The following is a 15,712-nucleotide window of genomic DNA, read 5'->3' as shown; positions in this document are numbered from 1 at the left end:
GAGAAATTCCCTATGTTGCATATCTTCTGTCCTCACTGTGGCGAACTGCGCTCCGAAGAGGAATTCCACGCGTCCGGCCAAGCGCACATCCCGCGCCCGCTGGACCCGAATGCCTGCACCGACGAGCAGTGGGGCGACTATATGTTCTTCCGCGATAACCCGCGCGGCCTGCACCACGAACTGTGGATTCACGCCGCCGGTTGCCGCCAGTATTTCAACGCGACCCGCGACACCGTGACCTACGAAATTCTTGAAACTTACAAGATCGGTGAGAAGCCTCAGTTCACCGCCAAGGCCTCTGGAGAGAAGGTATGAGCCAGATCAATCGCCTGTCCAACGGTGGCCGGATCGACCGTAACAAAGTCCTGACCTTCAGCTTCAACGGCCAGAGCTACAAAGGCTTCGAGGGCGACACCCTGGCCGCTGCTTTGCTGGCCAACGGCGTCGACATTATCGGCCGCAGCTTCAAGTACTCGCGCCCACGGGGCATCTTTGCCGCCGGTGCCGAAGAGCCGAACGCCGTGCTGCAGATCGGCGCTACCGAAGCCACGCAAATTCCTAACGTGCGCGCCACGCAACAGGCGCTGTACCAGGGCCTGGTCGCCACCAGCACCAACGGCTGGCCGAGCGTCAACAACGACATGATGGGCATCCTCGGCAAGGTCGGCGGCAAGCTGATGCCGCCGGGGTTCTACTACAAAACCTTCATGTACCCGCAATCGTTCTGGATGACCTACGAGAAGTACATCCGCAAGGCCGCCGGCCTGGGTCGCTCGCCGACCGAGAACGATCCGGACACCTACGACAACTTCAACCGTCATTGCGACGTGCTGGTGGTCGGCGCCGGCCCTGCCGGCCTGGCTGCCGCATTGGCCGCCGCCCGCAGCGGCGCGCGCGTGATCATCGCCGATGAGCAGGAAGAGTTCGGTGGTTCGCTGCTCGACTCCCGCGAAAGCCTCGACGGCAAGCCGGCCACCGAGTGGGTTGCCAGTGTCATTGCCGAGTTGAAAGCCCTGCCGGACGTGGTGCTGCTGCCCCGCGCTACCGTCAACGGCTACCACGACCATAACTTCCTGACCATCCACGAGCGCCTCACCGATCACCTCGGTGACCGTGCGCCGATTGGCGTGGTGCGTCAGCGTATTCATCGTGTACGTGCCAAGCGTGTGGTGCTGGCCACCGGTGCGTGCGAGCGTCCGCTGGTGTACGGCAACAACGACGTGCCGGGCAACATGCTGGCCGGTGCGGTCTCCACTTACGTGCGCCGCTACGGCGTGGCACCGGGCAAGAAACTGGTGCTGTCGACCAACAACGACCACGCCTACCGCGTTGCATTGGACTGGCTGGACGCGGGCCTGCAAGTGGTGGCAGTGGCCGATGTGCGCCACAACCCACGCGGTGCACTGGTTGAAGAAGCCCGCGCCAAAGGTATTCGGATCCTCACCGGCAGCGCCGTGATCGAGGCCCGTGGCACCAAGCGCGTGACCGCTGCGCGTATCGCCGCGATCGACGTCAAGGCGCATAAAGTCACCAGCCCCGGCGAATGGCTGGACTGCGACCTGGTGGCCAGCTCCGGCGGCTACAGCCCGGTGGTTCACCTGGCCTCGCACCTGGGCGGCAAGCCGACCTGGCGCGAAGACATCCTCGGCTTTGTACCGGGTGAAGCCCCGCAGAAACGCGTGTGCGTCGGTGGTATCAACGGTGTCTACGGCCTTGGCGATTCCCTGGCCGATGGTTTTGAAGGCGGCGTGCGCGCCGCCAGCGACGCCGGTTTTGCCCCGGTGGAAGGTACGCTGCCAAAAGCCTTGAGCCGTCTGGAAGAGCCGACCCTGGCGCTGTTCCAGGTGCCTCACGAGAAAGCGACCGCACGGGCGCCGAAGCAATTTGTCGACCTGCAAAACGACGTTACCGCCGCCGCCATCGAACTGGCCACCCGCGAAGGTTTCGAGTCGGTGGAACACGTCAAGCGCTACACCGCGCTGGGCTTCGGCACCGACCAGGGCAAGCTCGGTAACGTCAACGGCCTGGCGATTGCCGCGCGCTCGCTGAACGTGACCATTCCGCAGATGGGCACCACCATGTTCCGCCCCAACTACACGCCGGTGACCTTCGGCGCGGTGGCGGGCCGGCACTGTGGGCACATCTTCGAGCCGGTGCGCTACACCGCCCTGCAAGCCTGGCACGTGAAAAACGGCGCCGAGTTCGAAGACGTCGGCCAATGGAAACGTCCATGGTACTTCCCGCGCAACGGTGAAGACCTGCACGCCGCGGTGAAACGCGAATGCCTGGCCGTGCGCGACAGCGTCGGCCTGCTGGATGCGTCCACCCTCGGCAAGATCGATATCCAGGGCCCGGATGCCCGTGAGTTCCTCAACCGCATCTACACCAACGCCTGGACCAAGCTCGACGTGGGCAAGGCGCGCTACGGCCTGATGTGCAAGGAAGACGGCATGGTCTTCGACGATGGCGTCACCGCCTGTCTCGCCGACAACCACTTCCTGATGACCACTACCACCGGCGGCGCCGCCCGTGTGCTGCAGTGGCTGGAAATCTACCAACAGACCGAATGGCCGGACCTCAAGGTGTACTTCACCTCGGTCACCGACCATTGGGCGACCATGACCCTGTCCGGCCCCAACAGCCGCAAGCTGCTGGCGGAAGTCACCGACATCGACCTGGACAAGGACGGCTTCCCGTTCATGACCTGGAAAGAAGGTTTGGTGGGTGGCGTACCGGCGCGGGTGTTCCGTATCTCGTTTACCGGTGAGCTGTCGTACGAAGTCAACGTGCAGGCCGACTACGCCATGGGCGTGCTGGAGCAGATCGTCGCGGCCGGCAAGAAGTACAACCTGACCCCGTACGGCACCGAAACCATGCACGTACTGCGGGCCGAGAAGGGCTTCATCATCGTCGGCCAGGACACTGACGGCTCGATGACCCCGGACGACTTGAACATGGGCTGGTGTGTCGGTCGCACCAAGCCGTTCTCGTGGATCGGCTGGCGCGGCATGAACCGGGAAGACTGTGTGCGTGAAGAGCGCAAGCAACTGGTGGGCTTGAAGCCGATCGACCCGAACGTGTGGCTGCCGGAAGGCGCGCAACTGGTGTTCGATCCGAAGCAGACCATTCCGATGAAGATGGTCGGTCACGTCACCTCCAGCTACGCGCATAACTCCCTGGGTTATTCGTTTGCCATGGGCGTGGTCAAGGGCGGCTTGAAGCGCATCGGTGAGCGGGTGTTCTCGCCCCAGGCGGATGGCAGCGTGATCGAGGCGGAGATTGTGTCCTCGGTGTTCTTCGACCCTAAGGGTGATCGGCAGAACATCTGATAGACCCAGTCGCCTGCATCGGGGGCAAGCCCCCTCCCACAGGGGAATGCATTCCAAATGTGGGAGGGGGCTTGCCCCCGATGAGGCCAGAACAGTCACCACAGAATTCAAGACAGGTGCTTTATGACAGCAGCCAATGTTTACCAGCAACGCCCCACCTCCGGTGCCAAGGCCGAATCGTCGCTGCACCATGCCGACCTCGCCAGCCTGGTCGGCAAGGGCCGCAAGAACGCCGGCGTGACCGTGCGCGAAAAGAAATTGCTTGGTCATCTCACGATCCGTGGCGACGGCCATGACGCCGCTTTCGCGGCTGGCGTGCACAAGGCCCTGGGCATCGAACTGCCCGGCGCCCTTCAGGTCATCGTCAAAGGCGAAACCAGCCTGCAATGGCTCGGCCCGGATGAGTGGTTGCTGATCGTGCCAGGCGGTGAGGAATTCGCCGCCGAACAAAACCTTCGCGCCGCCCTGGGTGACCTGCATATCCAGGTCGTCAACGTCAGCGGCGGCCAGCAGATCCTCGAACTCAGCGGCCCGAATGTGCGCGATGTGCTGATGAAGTCCACCAGCTACGACGTGCACCCCAACAACTTCCCGGTGGGCAAGGCGGTGGGCACAGTGTTCGCCAAGTCGCAGCTGGTGATTCGCCATACCGCTGAAGACACCTGGGAGCTGGTGATTCGCCGCAGCTTCTCGGATTACTGGTGGTTGTGGTTGCAGGACGCCTCGGCCGAATTTGGCCTGAGCGTTCAAGCCTGAGGAATGACCCATGAGCCGCGCACCCGATACATGGATTTTGACCGCCGACTGCCCCAGCGTGCTCGGCACGGTGGACGCGGTTACCCGCTATCTGTTCGAGCAGGGCTGCTACGTCACCGAGCACCATTCGTTCGATGACCGCCTCTCGGGCCGGTTTTTTATTCGCGTGGAATTCCGTCAGCCGGATGGCTTCAATGAGCAGGCGTTCCGCGATGGCCTGGCCTCGCGGGGTGAAGCCTTTGGCATGATCTTCGAGCTGACGGCGCCGAACTACCGGCCAAAAGTGGTGATCATGGTCTCCAAGGCCGATCACTGCCTCAACGACCTGCTGTACCGCCAGCGTATCGGGCAACTGTCGATGGACGTGGTCGCGGTGGTGTCCAACCATCCCGATCTCAAACCTTTGGCCGACTGGCATCAAATTCCCTACTACCATTTCCCCCTCGACCCTAACGACAAACCGTCCCAGGAGCGTCAGGTGTGGCAAGTGGTGGAAGAGACCGGCGCCGAACTGGTGATCCTTGCGCGCTACATGCAAGTGCTGTCGCCGGAGCTGTGCCGCAAGCTGGACGGCAAGGCCATCAATATCCACCACTCGTTGCTGCCGGGGTTCAAGGGCGCCAAGCCGTATCACCAGGCCTACAACAAGGGGGTGAAGCTGGTGGGGGCCACGGCGCATTACATCAACAACGACCTGGACGAAGGCCCGATCATCGCCCAGGGCGTGGAGGTGGTGGATCACAGTCACTATCCCGAGGATCTGATTGCCAAGGGGCGGGACATCGAAGGGCTGACATTGGCCCGGGCGGTGGGGTATCACATTGAGCGGCGTGTGTTCTTGAATGCCAATAGGACTGTGGTGCTCTGACTGCCGCCGATGAGGCCCTCACAAACAACACAAGAAACAGCATCTGTACCCGAGCACTTAAACGCGCTGCCCACCCAAAAGGGCAACGCAGTTCCATAAAAACAACAGCGAGGTGAAAGCATGTCTGGTAATCGTGGTGTCGTGTATCTCGGCAACGGCAAGGTCGAAGTACAGAAAATCGACTATCCCAAAATGCAGGACCCCCGTGGCAGGAAGATTGAGCACGGCGTCATCCTGCGCGTGGTCTCCACCAACATCTGCGGCTCCGATCAACACATGGTGCGCGGCCGTACCACCGCCCAGACCGGCCTGGTGCTCGGTCACGAGATCACCGGTGAAGTGATCGAGAAGGGCAGCGACGTCGAAAACCTGAAGATCGGCGACCTGGTTTCCGTGCCCTTCAACGTCGCCTGCGGCCGCTGCCGCTCGTGCAAGGAGCAACACACCGGCGTGTGCCTGACCGTCAACCCGGCCCGTGCCGGTGGCGCCTACGGCTATGTCGACATGGGCGACTGGACCGGCGGCCAGGCCGAGTACGTGCTGGTGCCGTACGCCGACTTCAACCTGCTCAAACTGCCGGACCGTGACAAGGCCATGGAGAAAATCCGTGACCTGACCTGCCTCTCCGACATTCTCCCCACCGGCTACCACGGCGCCGTCACTGCCGGCGTTGGCCCTGGCAGCACCGTGTACATCGCCGGTGCCGGTCCGGTCGGCCTGGCGGCTGCCGCGTCTGCACGCCTGCTGGGTGCCGCGGTGGTGATCATCGGCGACGTCAACTCCATCCGCCTGGCCCACGCCAAGGCCCAGGGTTTTGAAATCGTCGACCTGTCCACCGATACGCCATTGCATGAACAGATCGCCGCGCTGCTCGGCGAGCCGGAAGTGGACTGCGCCGTCGACTGCGTGGGCTTTGAAGCACGCGGTCATGGCCACGACGGCGTCAAGGCCGAAGCCCCGGCCACAGTGCTCAACTCACTGATGGGCGTAGTGCGCGTGGCGGGCAAGATCGGTATCCCTGGCCTGTACGTTACCGAAGATCCGGGTGCCGTGGATGCCGCCGCAAAAATGGGCAGCCTGAGCATTCGCTTCGGCCTGGGCTGGGCCAAATCCCACAGCTTCCACACCGGCCAGACGCCGGTGATGAAGTACAACCGCCAACTGATGCAGGCGATCATGTGGGACCGCATCAACATTGCCGAGATCGTCGGTGTGCAGGTGATCAGCCTGGATGACGCGCCACGTGGGTATGGCGAGTTCGATGCGGGCGTGCCGAAGAAGTTTGTGATTGATCCGCATAAGTTGTTCAGCGCGGCATAAATCCCGGGCACAAGAAACCCAAATGTGGGAAGGGGCTTGCTCCCTCCCACATTTGGGTTTTCGTGTTTGGGATATCTACGGTTGGCCAACGCACTTGGTATACGGTCGTGCCCGTTGGCCGCTTACTCACTGATCCTCCTTTGCTTTCCGAGCTCACTATCAGTCCCCCGGGGTTGCTGATCGATTGCTGCTGACGCGGATTCAGGCCGGCTTATTCCGATGGGGTTGCAGAGGTGCCTGGAACAACCGACGGGATACCCAGTCCAACGCCTGCGTTCACCCCTACATCCAGAGGTTGCTCCAATGAAGATTTCACGCGGTTTCGCCCTTTCCTGCCTGATGAGCCTGGCCGCCACTCCGGTGTTTGCCGCGGGGTTCAGCCTTGGCGATGCGGCCAATGCCATCGCAGGCATGCAAGGGGGCAATAACAAAGCCGCAGCTGCCGCACCGTCGTCTGAAACGGCTGGCCTGCTCAGCGCCCTGACCTCGCAACTGAACATCACCCCCGAGCAGGCCGTTGGCGGTACTGGTGCCATGCTGGGCCTGGCCAAGAACAAATTGAGTGGCAACGACTATTCGCAACTGGGCAACAGCGTGCCGGGCCTCGACCAACTCTCGGGTAACAATGCATTGGGCAGCCTCGGGGCCTTGAGCGGGATGCTCGGCCAGGCCGGCGGCAGCAAGACCAGCGGCCTGGATGGCTTGCTGGGTAACGTGAAGAACACCAATGACCTGAACACCGCGTTCAGTGCGCTGGGGATGGACAGTGGCATGGTCGGCCAGTTTGCCCCGGTGATCCTGCAATATCTGGGCGGGCATGGTGCCAGTAGCTCCGTGCTCGGCAAGCTGGCGCAAGCGTGGGGCACCGGTAGCTGATACATCCGTCGAAGTCGACGCAATGGCGCTCCTACAATCAGGACGCCTTTGTTTGTCTCGAAATGCCGAGTTTTCCCGCGAAACGTTTTCTGATGAGAGGGCAGGAACCGTAGGAAAGAAGAGCACCACCCAGGACTGTCCTTACTCGCTATCGCAACAAGCGACTGCTGGACGCCAATCCAACTGACTTCAATGGTGCTCTCATGAATTCAACCGCCACGCCGGGACTGTCCCTGCCCTCTCACTTTACCTATGACCGTTATGAGCCGAACCACACAGTTGACGTTGCCAAGAATCAGCGGCTTGGCCTGCCGTCCGGGTTGATCTCGGATTTACGCAATGCCCTGGATGCTGTGATGCATGGCAAGAACCCTGAGCAGGCCTCGAAGCATTTGCTCGCGGACTTGCGCCGTTTACATCAGCACCTCGTGCCGGAAAGGTCGCCTGAACATCCGCGCAACCAGCCACACCAACCGCTCATCATGACGGTCGATGATCTGAAGGCGCAGGCCAAATTGGCGGAGCAACTGCAAAACGATCCGAACCTCAAGCTTGAGAGTTTGCCTGGCAATAGCGGGAAAAAAGGCGTGACGGTCGATGATCTGAAGGCGCAGGTCAAGTTGGCGGAGCAACTGCAAAACGATCTGAACCTCAAGCTTGAGAGTTTGCCTGGCAATAGCGGGCAAAAAGGCGTGACGGTCGATGATCTGAAAGCGCAGGCCAGGTTGGCGGAGCAACTGCAAAACGATCCGAACCTCAAGCTTGGGATTTTGCCTGGCAATAGTGGGCAAAAAGGCGTGACCGACGATGATCTGAAGGCGCAGGCCAGGTTGGCGGAGCAACTGCAAAACGATCCGAATGTAATAAGAGACCTGGACGGACGAAAGGTGGATCTGGCCAGCTGGGACGCACTGACAGAGCATGCGACCTTCCTTCATGACCATCCAGTCGCGGATAAGGTAATTTGCGAGCTGCGGGCTTTCCTCGATGCTGACCGTTCGGGAAAGGATATTGATCGGTTCGTTGCGGCCCTGCGGACCGACCTGGAAGCGTTCCTTGCGAACACCCAGCGCAGTGATGCTGACTTACAGCTGGAACTCATGGCAGCCCTCAGGAATACGTAAGACGCAGGCACCTTCGGAACGTTTAGCCACGCAGTCGCCGAATACGCTGATCCTTTTCGCTCCAGAGCTGGTTGACCCAGTTCTGGACGGTCTGGCGAAACGCCGGATCATTCTCGTAATCCCCCTGCCACAACGCCGGGTCCAGCTCACGGGTCTGGATGTCGATGATCACCTTGGGCACCGCGCCGCTGATCAACTCCCAGAACCCCGGAATCTTTTGCTGCGGATACACCACGGTCACGTCGAGCACGGCGTCCAGTTGTTCGCCCATTGCCGCCAGCACAAACGCCACGCCGCCCGCCTTGGGCTTGAGCAAGTGAGTGAATGGCGAAGCCTGCTGCTTGCGCTTGGCCTCGCTGAACCGCGTGCCTTCGAGGTAATTGACCACGGTCACCGGCTGGCGCTTGAACAGCTCGCACGCCTCCTTGGTGATCTTCAAGTCCTGCCCTGCCAGCTCCGGGTGTTTGGCCAGGAACGCCTTGGTGTAGCGCTTCATGAACGGGTAATCCAGGGCCCACCAGGCCAGGCCCAGGAAGGGCACCCAGATCAGCTCTTTTTTCAGGAAGAATTTGAAGAACGGCGTGCGGCGGTTGAGGGCCTGGATCAGCGCCGGGATGTCCACCCAGGATTGATGGTTGCTGATCACCAGATAGCTGGTGTCTCCGCGCAGCTCATCACCGCCGCGAATGTCCCATTGGGTGGGGATGCACAAGGCGAAAATAAGCTTGTCGATCTCGGCCCAGGTCTCGGCGATCCACATCACCGCCCATGAGGCGTAGTCCCGATAGCGACCGGGCGCCACCAGTTTGAGCAGGGCAAACACCAGCAGTGGCCCGATCAGGACGAGGGTGTTGAGCAACAGCAGCAGTGAAACCAAACAGCCGGTGAGCAGGCGGCGCATAAGTAACTCTTGGAATCGTGTGGGCGGGCCATCATAAGCAAGCTGAGTCTAGAGGCCAAATCGCAAATGGCCGTACGAATGTTTCACAATGTGCCGGTTATGGTGGGCGTGACTAACTAAGTGCTGTCTTTGCGGTCTAGAATCCGCCTACTTTTTTCCGAGGAAATCACTTCGTGAAACTGCTTCTTGCCTCCCTCGCCCTGGTTGCCCTGCCTGTCATGGCCGCCGAGCCGACCCTTTACGGTCGCTATGAATACATCCAGTTGCCGGAGATCGGCGAAACCTTCAAGGCCAAGATGGACACCGGCGCGCTGACCGCTTCGCTGTCGGCCCGTGACATCGAGACCTTCACCCGTGACGGTGACGACTGGGTGCGCTTCCGCCTCGGCGGCAAGGACGCCACCAACAAGGTCTACGAACACAAGGTGTCGCGCATCAGCAAGATCAAGAGCCGCGCCGATGAAGACGACGACAAGGACGAAGCCACCGTGGCCAAGCGCCCGGTCATCGACCTGGAAATGTGCCTGGGCAACGTCAAGCGTACCGTCGAGGTCAACCTCACCGACCGCAGCAGCTTCAATTACCCGTTGCTGATCGGCGCCAAGGCCTTGCGTGAATTTGGCGCAGCAGTAAACCCGGCCCGTCGCTACACTGCCGACAAACCGGACTGCTGATTTGAACCCATGCCCCACATCCTGATTGTCGAAGACGAAGCGGCGATAGCCGACACGCTGATATTCGCCCTGCAAGGCGAGGGCTTTACCACCACCTGGCTGAGCCTCGGCCAGGAGGCGTTGGCCCATCAGCGCCAGACCCCCGCCGACCTGATCATCCTCGACATCGGCCTGCCGGACATCAGCGGTTTTGAAACCTGCAAGCAATTGCGCCGTTTCAGTGAAGTGCCGGTGATGTTCCTCAGCGCGCGGGATGGCGAGATCGACCGCGTGGTGGGGCTGGAGATCGGCGCCGACGATTACGTGGTCAAGCCGTTCAGCCCACGGGAAGTGGCGGCGCGGGTGCGGGCGATCCTCAAGCGCGTCGGCCCCGGTGTGGCGCCGGCGCTGTTCCAGGTCGATCTGGAGCGCATGCAGATCAGCTATCGCGGCCAACCCCTGAGCCTGACCCGGCATGAATTCCGCCTGCTGCAAAGCCTGCTGGAGCAACCCGAGCGGGTGTTCAGCCGCGAGCAGTTGCTGGACGCGGTGGGCGTGGCGGCCGACGCCGGTTACGAGCGCAATATCGACAGCCATATCAAGAGCCTGCGCAGCAAGTTACGCAGCGTGGCCGCCGATGCCGAGCCGATCCAGACCCATCGCGGCCTCGGCTACAGCTACAGCCCGAGCAACAGCTGATGCGCCTGGGGCTGCGGATTTTCCTGGTGTATGCGCTGTTTATCGGCCTCACCGGTTATTTCGTGCTCAGCACCGTGATGAAGGAAATCCGCCCCGGCGTGCGCCAGTCCACCGAAGAAACCCTGGTGGACACTGCCAACCTGTTGGCCGAAATCCTGCGCGAAGACGTGAAGAACGGCACCCTCGGCCAGAGCCACTGGCCCGAATTGCTCAAGGCCTATGGCAACCGCCAGCCCGGCGCGACCATCTGGGGCTTGCCGAAAAACCAGGTCAACCACCGTATCTACGTGACCGACGCCAAGGGCACCGTGCTGCTCGACTCCACGGGCGAAGCCGTGGGCCAGGACTACTCGAAGTGGAACGACGTCTACCTGACCCTGCGCGGCGAATACGGCGCGCGCTCCACCCGCAGCGCAGCGGATGACCCCACCTCATCGGTGATGCACGTCGGCGCGCCGATCCGCGATAACGGGCAGATCATCGGCGTGGTCACCGTGGCCAAGCCCAACAGCTCGTTGCAGCCGTATGTCGACCGCACTGAACGCCGCCTGCTGTGGTACGGCGCGGGCCTGGTTATCCTCGGCCTGTTGCTCGGTGCGTTGCTGTCGTGGTGGCTGAGCGTTGCGCTGCGTCGCCTGACCGCCTACGCCGAAGCCGTCAGTGAAGGTCGAAGGGCGGAGCTGCCGCATTATCGCGGCGGCGAGCTGAAGCAGCTGTCCACCGCCGTCGAGCACATGCGCACGCAACTGGAGGGCAAGGCCTACGTCGAACATTACGTGCACACCCTGACCCATGAATTGAAAAGCCCGCTGGCCGCGATTCGCGGCGCGGCCGAGCTGTTGCAGGGCGAGATGAGCCGCGAACAGCAGCAGCGCTTCGTCGGCAATATCGACAGCGAAAGCGCGCGCCTGCAGCAGTTGATCGAACGCCTGCTGAACCTGGCGCAGGTCGAGCAACGCCAGGGGTTGGAGGCGCAGGCGAGCATCCCGCTGGCGGCCTTGGTCGACGATGTACTCAACGCCCAGTGTGCGCGAATCGAAAGCGCCGGGCTGCACGTCGAGCAAGGGATTGCGGCGGATGTGAGGGTGTTTGGCGAGCCCTTCCTGTTGCGTCAGGCACTGGGCAACTTGCTGGACAACGCGCTGGACTTCACACCGCCCGGTGGCGTGTTGAGATTCAGCGCACAGACGCTGCACAACGACGTGCAGGTGAGCCTGTTCAACCAGGCCGCACCGATCCCCGACTACGCCCTGCCGCGCCTCAGCGAGCGCTTCTATTCCTTGCCGCGTCCCGGCAGCGGGCGCAAGAGCACCGGCCTGGGCCTCAACTTTGTCGAGGAAGTCATGAAGCTGCACGGCGGCGCCTTGCAGATCGGCAATGTGCCGGGCGGTGTGCACGTGGTGCTGCATCTCCACACAGTCTCCACATTGCCCACATAAATCCCCCACACAGGCTGCCCAGACTCTCCCCATCAAAACAGGGAGAGACCCATGAACCGCAGCCTGCTTTTCAAACTTGGCGCGATTGCGCTGCTGATCCTGCTGTTGCTGATTCCGTTACTGATGATCAACGGTATCATCAGTGACCGCCAGCAACTGCGCGACGGCGTCCTGATGGACATCGCGCGCAGTTCCAGCTACGCCCAGCGCCTCACCGGCCCGGTGATGGTGGTGCCGTATCGCAAGACCGTGCGCGAGTGGAAGCTCAATGAAAAGCTCAACAAGCGCTACGAGGTCACCCGTGAAGAGCGGGGTCGCCTGTATTTCCTGCCGGACCGTTTTGAGCTCGACGGCAAGGTGCAGACCGAACTGCGCGCACGGGGGATTTACCAGGCGCGGCTGTTCCATGCCGACAACCGTATCAGCGGGCGTTTCGAGCTGCCTGCGCAGTTGGGCATCACCGAAGACTTTGCCGATTACCGCTTTGAGCCGGCGTTTCTGGCGGTGGGGATCAGCGATATTCGCGGCATCGAAAATGCGCTGAAGCTGGAGCTGGGCAGCCAGCGCCTGGAGTTCGAACCGGGCTCCCAAGTGGACTGGCTGGGGGAGGGCGTGCATGTGGCATTGCCGGAGCAGGACAGCAGGAAACCGGCTGTAGTGGACTTCGCCTTCGACCTGCGCCTGCAAGGCACCGAGCAACTGCAAGTGGTGCCGGTAGGCAAGACCAGCCAGGTGTCCCTGGCCTCCAACTGGCCGCACCCCAGCTTTATCGGCAACTTCCTGCCGGCCCAGCGCGAAGTGACTGACAACGGCTTCACGGCCAACTGGCAGACCTCATTCTTTTCCACCAACCTCGAACAGGCCCTGCAAACCTGCCTGGACGGCCAGGGCTGCAACGACTTCAACAACCGCAGCTTCGGCGTGAACTTCATCGACCCGGTGGACCAGTACCTCAAGAGCGACCGCGCGATCAAATACGCGCTGCTGTTCATCGCCCTGACCTTTGCCGGTTTCTTCCTGTTCGAAGTGCTCAAGAGCCTGGCGGTGCACCCCGTCCAGTACGCATTGGTGGGCGTTGCCTTGGCGTTCTTCTACCTGCTGTTGTTGTCGTTGTCCGAGCACCTGGGCTTTGCCTTGGCCTACCTGATTTCGGCGAGTGCCTGCGTGCTGTTGATCGGCTTCTACGTGTGCCACGTGCTGCGCAGCGTTGCCCATGGCCTGGGGTTTTCGGCGGGGCTGGCGGCGCTGTATGGCTTGCTGTACGGGCTGTTGAGTGCCGAGGACTACGCACTGCTGATGGGCTCGCTGCTGCTGTTCGGGCTGCTGGGTACGGTGATGGTGCTGACGCGCAAACTGGATTGGTATGGCGTGGGCAAGCGCAAGGCGGCCGAGCCCCTGCAGTTCGACCTGGAGGCGGTGCAATGATCGGGTTGCGGGAGGATCAGCAAGTGGGGGCGCAGTTAGCCGCAAGGATCGTTACATTCCTCAATACCACCACCGTCCAATGTGGGAGTGGGCTTGCACGCGATAGCGGTGGTTCAGAAACAGCTGTGCTGAATGACATACCGCGATCGCGGGCAAGCCCGCTCCCACATTGGGTCGGTGTGAACGTCACACGGGCGGCTGGGTCTCCAGCATCGAAGGCCGCTGGCTGACCTCGGCGTACCAGGCGGCCAGCTTGGGGTTGTCCGAGCGCCAGTGCATGTCCGGATGGCGGAAGTCGAGGTAACCCAAGGCGCAGGCCACGCTGATCGAGGCGATATCGAAGTGGCTGGTCAGCTCGGCGATGGCGTCCTGTTCCAGCTCGGCGAGGGCGCGGTGGATCTTGTTGCGCTGCTCGTCGAGCCACGGCGCCCAGTGTTTTTCCACCGGGCGCAGGGCGGTCTCGTAGCGCACCAGCACGGCGGCATCCATGATGCCGTCGGCCATCGAAGCCAGGGTCAGCCGCCGCCAGCGGGCCGAGCCATCGCGGGGGATCAGCGGGTTGCCGACGTGCTGGTGGTCGAAGTAGTCGAGGATCACCCGGCTGTCGTGCAGCACGCTGCCGTCGGCCAGGCGCAGGGCCGGGATCTTGCCCACGGGGTTGTCTTGCACCAGCTGCGCATCGGGGTTGACCGGGGTCGGCATGCAGCCATGCAGGGCGACGCGGTCCTGCTGGCCGGTTTCAGCCAGCAGCACGCGGACTTTACGCACGAACGGTGACGCGGGGTTGTGGAATAAGGTCATGCTGGGAGCGGACATGGGCGAACCTCACAATGGACTGTGGCTAGCCTAGAGGGTTGCGCGGTGGCTGGCGAGGGGGAGTGCGGGTGTTTTTGAGGGCCTCATCGGGGGCAATCCCCACATGTGTCCCGCGTTCGTCATAACCACGCGGTCAACTGTGGGAGGGGGCTTGCCCCCGATAGCGCCCTCAGCCACGCCGCTTGAACAACGCCCAAATGCCAATGGTGGCCGGGATGCCCAACCCCACCCAACTCAACGAATCCCACAGCCCATCCCCCAGCAACGCCGCAAACAACCCGGCGGCGCTGAGCAGGCCAATCCCCAGGGGAATGCCAAATACCTTCCAGAAACTCGACTGCCTTGGCTTCATGCCTTGCCCGCCTTGCGCCGCACGATCCACAAGTAAATCCCACTCACCAGGACGACGATGGTCAGCACATCCAGCGCCGCCCAGAGGATCTTCATCGGCATGCCGCCGTAGTCACCGAAGTGCAGTGGCTGCGACATGCCCATGGCGTCCATGTACCACGGCCGTTCGGCGATGGCGGTGACGGCCAGGGTGCTGGCGTCGATCAGGACCGGCGTGAGCAGGTGCGAGGTCAGGTGTGTGCTGCCCTTCATGAACACCGCGTAATGGTGCTCGCTGGAAAAGCGTGTGCCGGGGAAGGCGATAAAGTCCGGCTGCATGCCGGGCGCGGCCTTGGCGGCGATGCTCAGCAGCTCGCTCGCGGGGGCGCGTTGGGTCAGAGGCGGGGCGTTTTTGTAGGGTTCGATCATCGCGCTGAGGCTGTCGGTGCGCCAGGCGGCGATGATCAAGTCGGCACAGGCGCTGATCACGCCGGTCACGCCCACCACCAGCGCCCAGGTCAACGTGACCACGCCAATCAGGTTGTGCAGGTCGAGCCAGCGCAGGCGCGTGGACTTGTCCTGGCGCACGGTGGCGAACTTCAAGCGGCGCATGAACGGCAGGTACAGCACCGTGCCCGAGACAATCGCCAGCACAAACAGAACGCCCATGAATGCCAGCAGCAACTTGCCCGGCAGGCCGGCGAACATATCCACATGCAGGCGCAGCAGGAACAGGGTGAACCCGCCATTGGCCGACGGCATCTCGACCGCATCACCGGTGCGCGCGTCGAGCATGAAGGTGTGGGACGAGTTGGGCTCGGTCCCCGCTGTGGCGGCCATGATCGCGATCACGCCGTTCTTGTCATCTTCATCCCACGCCAGGTATTGCATGGCCTCGCCCGGGCGATGGGCCTGGGCCTTGCTCACCAGTTGCTCAAGGTCGAGCTGTGGCGTATCGGCAGGCATCTGCGCCAGCTCGGGCTCGTTGCCCAGCAGGTGGTCGATCTCATGGTGAAACACCAGCGGCAGGCCGGTGAGGGCGAGCAGCAGCAGGAACACCGTGCAGATCAGGCTGGTCCAGGTGTGGATGAAGGACCAGCGGCGGATGGTTTTGCTTTTCATGTTCTAGCCTTCAGACACGCCAAAGCCGCCCACAAGGGCGGCCCGATGGTTAAC

General features: G+C 62.2%; 15 protein-coding genes. 11 read left to right on the top strand and 4 right to left on the bottom strand.

Annotation, left to right across the window (positions count from 1 at the left end):
* Positions 1-12: 12 nt before the first annotated feature.
* The 7 genes from FX984_RS16825 to FX984_RS16795 all read left to right on the top strand — a co-directional run bounded on the left by FX984_RS16825 (position 13) and on the right by FX984_RS16795 (position 8,273).
* A complete protein-coding gene (locus tag FX984_RS16825; protein WP_003194855.1) occupies positions 13-315 on the top strand; it encodes a sarcosine oxidase subunit delta in 303 nt (100 codons plus the stop codon).
* Positions 312-3,329 (top strand): sarcosine oxidase subunit alpha, encoded by a 3,018-nt coding sequence (locus tag FX984_RS16820; RefSeq protein WP_027605978.1) that lies wholly within the window; start codon positions 312-314, stop codon positions 3,327-3,329. Before FX984_RS16825 ends, FX984_RS16820 begins: the two co-directional genes overlap by 4 nt.
* 123 nt (positions 3,330-3,452) lie before the next feature.
* Positions 3,453-4,085 (top strand): sarcosine oxidase subunit gamma, encoded by a 633-nt coding sequence (locus FX984_RS16815; protein ID WP_027605977.1) that lies wholly within the window; start codon positions 3,453-3,455, stop codon positions 4,083-4,085.
* A gap of 10 nt (positions 4,086-4,095) precedes the next feature.
* Positions 4,096-4,953, top strand: coding sequence for a formyltetrahydrofolate deformylase (gene purU, locus FX984_RS16810; protein WP_027605976.1), 858 nt, complete (start codon positions 4,096-4,098; stop codon positions 4,951-4,953).
* Between the two features lie 120 nt (positions 4,954-5,073).
* Positions 5,074-6,273 carry a formaldehyde dehydrogenase, glutathione-independent gene (gene fdhA / locus FX984_RS16805; protein ID WP_005792122.1) on the top strand — a complete coding sequence of 400 codons (1,200 nt, stop codon included), beginning with the start codon at positions 5,074-5,076 and terminating at the stop codon, positions 6,271-6,273.
* A gap of 303 nt (positions 6,274-6,576) precedes the next feature.
* On the top strand, positions 6,577-7,149 hold the full coding sequence (locus FX984_RS16800) for a DUF2780 domain-containing protein (protein WP_146477685.1): 573 nt from the start codon (positions 6,577-6,579) through the stop codon (positions 7,147-7,149).
* A gap of 203 nt (positions 7,150-7,352) precedes the next feature.
* On the top strand, positions 7,353-8,273 hold the full coding sequence (locus tag FX984_RS16795) for a hypothetical protein (RefSeq protein WP_146477687.1): 921 nt from the start codon (positions 7,353-7,355) through the stop codon (positions 8,271-8,273).
* A 22-nt stretch (positions 8,274-8,295) separates the two neighbouring features.
* Here FX984_RS16795 and yihG read toward each other — a convergent pair whose 3' ends face one another.
* Positions 8,296-9,174: a 1-acylglycerol-3-phosphate O-acyltransferase, YihG family gene (yihG, locus tag FX984_RS16790; protein ID WP_027605973.1), complete on the bottom strand. Its 879-nt coding sequence runs from the start codon at positions 9,172-9,174 to the stop codon at positions 8,296-8,298.
* A 173-nt stretch (positions 9,175-9,347) separates the two neighbouring features.
* On the opposite strand from yihG, the gene rloA2 reads away from it, so the two are divergent.
* Genes rloA2 through creD form a run of 4 tightly spaced genes read left to right on the top strand, consistent with a single transcriptional unit; the run spans position 9,348 to position 13,390 of the window.
* A complete protein-coding gene (gene rloA2, locus FX984_RS16785) occupies positions 9,348-9,848 on the top strand; it encodes a retropepsin-like aspartic peptidase RloA2 (RefSeq protein WP_027605972.1) in 501 nt (166 codons plus the stop codon).
* A 9-nt stretch (positions 9,849-9,857) separates the two neighbouring features.
* The gene (gene creB / locus FX984_RS16780) at positions 9,858-10,526 is read left to right on the top strand and encodes a two-component system response regulator CreB (RefSeq protein ID WP_027605971.1); all 669 of its coding nucleotides are present in this window, start codon (positions 9,858-9,860) and stop codon (positions 10,524-10,526) included.
* Complete coding sequence (creC, locus tag FX984_RS16775; protein ID WP_146477689.1) at positions 10,526-11,965, top strand: two-component system sensor histidine kinase CreC; 1,440 nt, start codon at positions 10,526-10,528, stop codon at positions 11,963-11,965. Before creB ends, creC begins: the two co-directional genes overlap by 1 nt.
* A gap of 51 nt (positions 11,966-12,016) precedes the next feature.
* On the top strand, positions 12,017-13,390 hold the full coding sequence (gene creD, locus FX984_RS16770; protein WP_027605969.1) for a cell envelope integrity protein CreD: 1,374 nt from the start codon (positions 12,017-12,019) through the stop codon (positions 13,388-13,390).
* Between the two features lie 186 nt (positions 13,391-13,576).
* On the opposite strand, the gene FX984_RS16765 is transcribed toward creD, so the two are convergent.
* The 3 genes from FX984_RS16765 to FX984_RS16755 all read right to left on the bottom strand — a co-directional run bounded on the left by FX984_RS16765 (position 13,577) and on the right by FX984_RS16755 (position 15,658).
* Positions 13,577-14,206, bottom strand: coding sequence for a glutathione S-transferase (locus FX984_RS16765; protein WP_027605968.1), 630 nt, complete (start codon positions 14,204-14,206; stop codon positions 13,577-13,579).
* A gap of 169 nt (positions 14,207-14,375) precedes the next feature.
* Complete coding sequence (locus FX984_RS16760; protein ID WP_027605967.1) at positions 14,376-14,558, bottom strand: hypothetical protein; 183 nt, start codon at positions 14,556-14,558, stop codon at positions 14,376-14,378.
* The gene (locus FX984_RS16755) at positions 14,555-15,658 is read right to left on the bottom strand and encodes a PepSY-associated TM helix domain-containing protein (RefSeq protein WP_027605966.1); all 1,104 of its coding nucleotides are present in this window, start codon (positions 15,656-15,658) and stop codon (positions 14,555-14,557) included. Before FX984_RS16755 ends, FX984_RS16760 begins: the two co-directional genes overlap by 4 nt.
* Positions 15,659-15,712 lie beyond the last annotated feature (54 nt).

Source organism: Pseudomonas marginalis (assembly GCF_008692035.1).
GTDB classification, from domain to species: Bacteria; Pseudomonadota; Gammaproteobacteria; order Pseudomonadales; family Pseudomonadaceae; genus Aquipseudomonas; species Aquipseudomonas marginalis.
This window is presented reverse-complemented; position numbering and strand designations above follow the sequence as displayed.

What these genes read in the sequence shown, in the direction of transcription:
- yihG (WP_027605973.1), bottom strand. Translation starts at nt 9,174, where the DNA reads ATGCGCCGCCTGCTCACCGGCTGTTTGGTTTCACTGCTGCTGTTGCTC.
- creD (WP_027605969.1), top strand. Translation starts at nt 12,017, where the DNA reads ATGAACCGCAGCCTGCTTTTCAAACTTGGCGCGATTGCGCTGCTGATC.
- FX984_RS16795 (WP_146477687.1), top strand. Translation starts at nt 7,353, where the DNA reads ATGAATTCAACCGCCACGCCGGGACTGTCCCTGCCCTCTCACTTTACC.
- creC (WP_146477689.1), top strand. Translation starts at nt 10,526, where the DNA reads ATGCGCCTGGGGCTGCGGATTTTCCTGGTGTATGCGCTGTTTATCGGC.
- FX984_RS16825 (WP_003194855.1), top strand. Translation starts at nt 13, where the DNA reads ATGTTGCATATCTTCTGTCCTCACTGTGGCGAACTGCGCTCCGAAGAG.
- fdhA (WP_005792122.1), top strand. Translation starts at nt 5,074, where the DNA reads ATGTCTGGTAATCGTGGTGTCGTGTATCTCGGCAACGGCAAGGTCGAA.
- creB (WP_027605971.1), top strand. Translation starts at nt 9,858, where the DNA reads ATGCCCCACATCCTGATTGTCGAAGACGAAGCGGCGATAGCCGACACG.
- FX984_RS16800 (WP_146477685.1), top strand. Translation starts at nt 6,577, where the DNA reads ATGAAGATTTCACGCGGTTTCGCCCTTTCCTGCCTGATGAGCCTGGCC.
- FX984_RS16760 (WP_027605967.1), bottom strand. Translation starts at nt 14,558, where the DNA reads ATGAAGCCAAGGCAGTCGAGTTTCTGGAAGGTATTTGGCATTCCCCTG.
- purU (WP_027605976.1), top strand. Translation starts at nt 4,096, where the DNA reads ATGAGCCGCGCACCCGATACATGGATTTTGACCGCCGACTGCCCCAGC.
- FX984_RS16755 (WP_027605966.1), bottom strand. Translation starts at nt 15,658, where the DNA reads ATGAAAAGCAAAACCATCCGCCGCTGGTCCTTCATCCACACCTGGACC.
- FX984_RS16820 (WP_027605978.1), top strand. Translation starts at nt 312, where the DNA reads ATGAGCCAGATCAATCGCCTGTCCAACGGTGGCCGGATCGACCGTAAC.
- FX984_RS16765 (WP_027605968.1), bottom strand. Translation starts at nt 14,206, where the DNA reads ATGTCCGCTCCCAGCATGACCTTATTCCACAACCCCGCGTCACCGTTC.
- FX984_RS16815 (WP_027605977.1), top strand. Translation starts at nt 3,453, where the DNA reads ATGACAGCAGCCAATGTTTACCAGCAACGCCCCACCTCCGGTGCCAAG.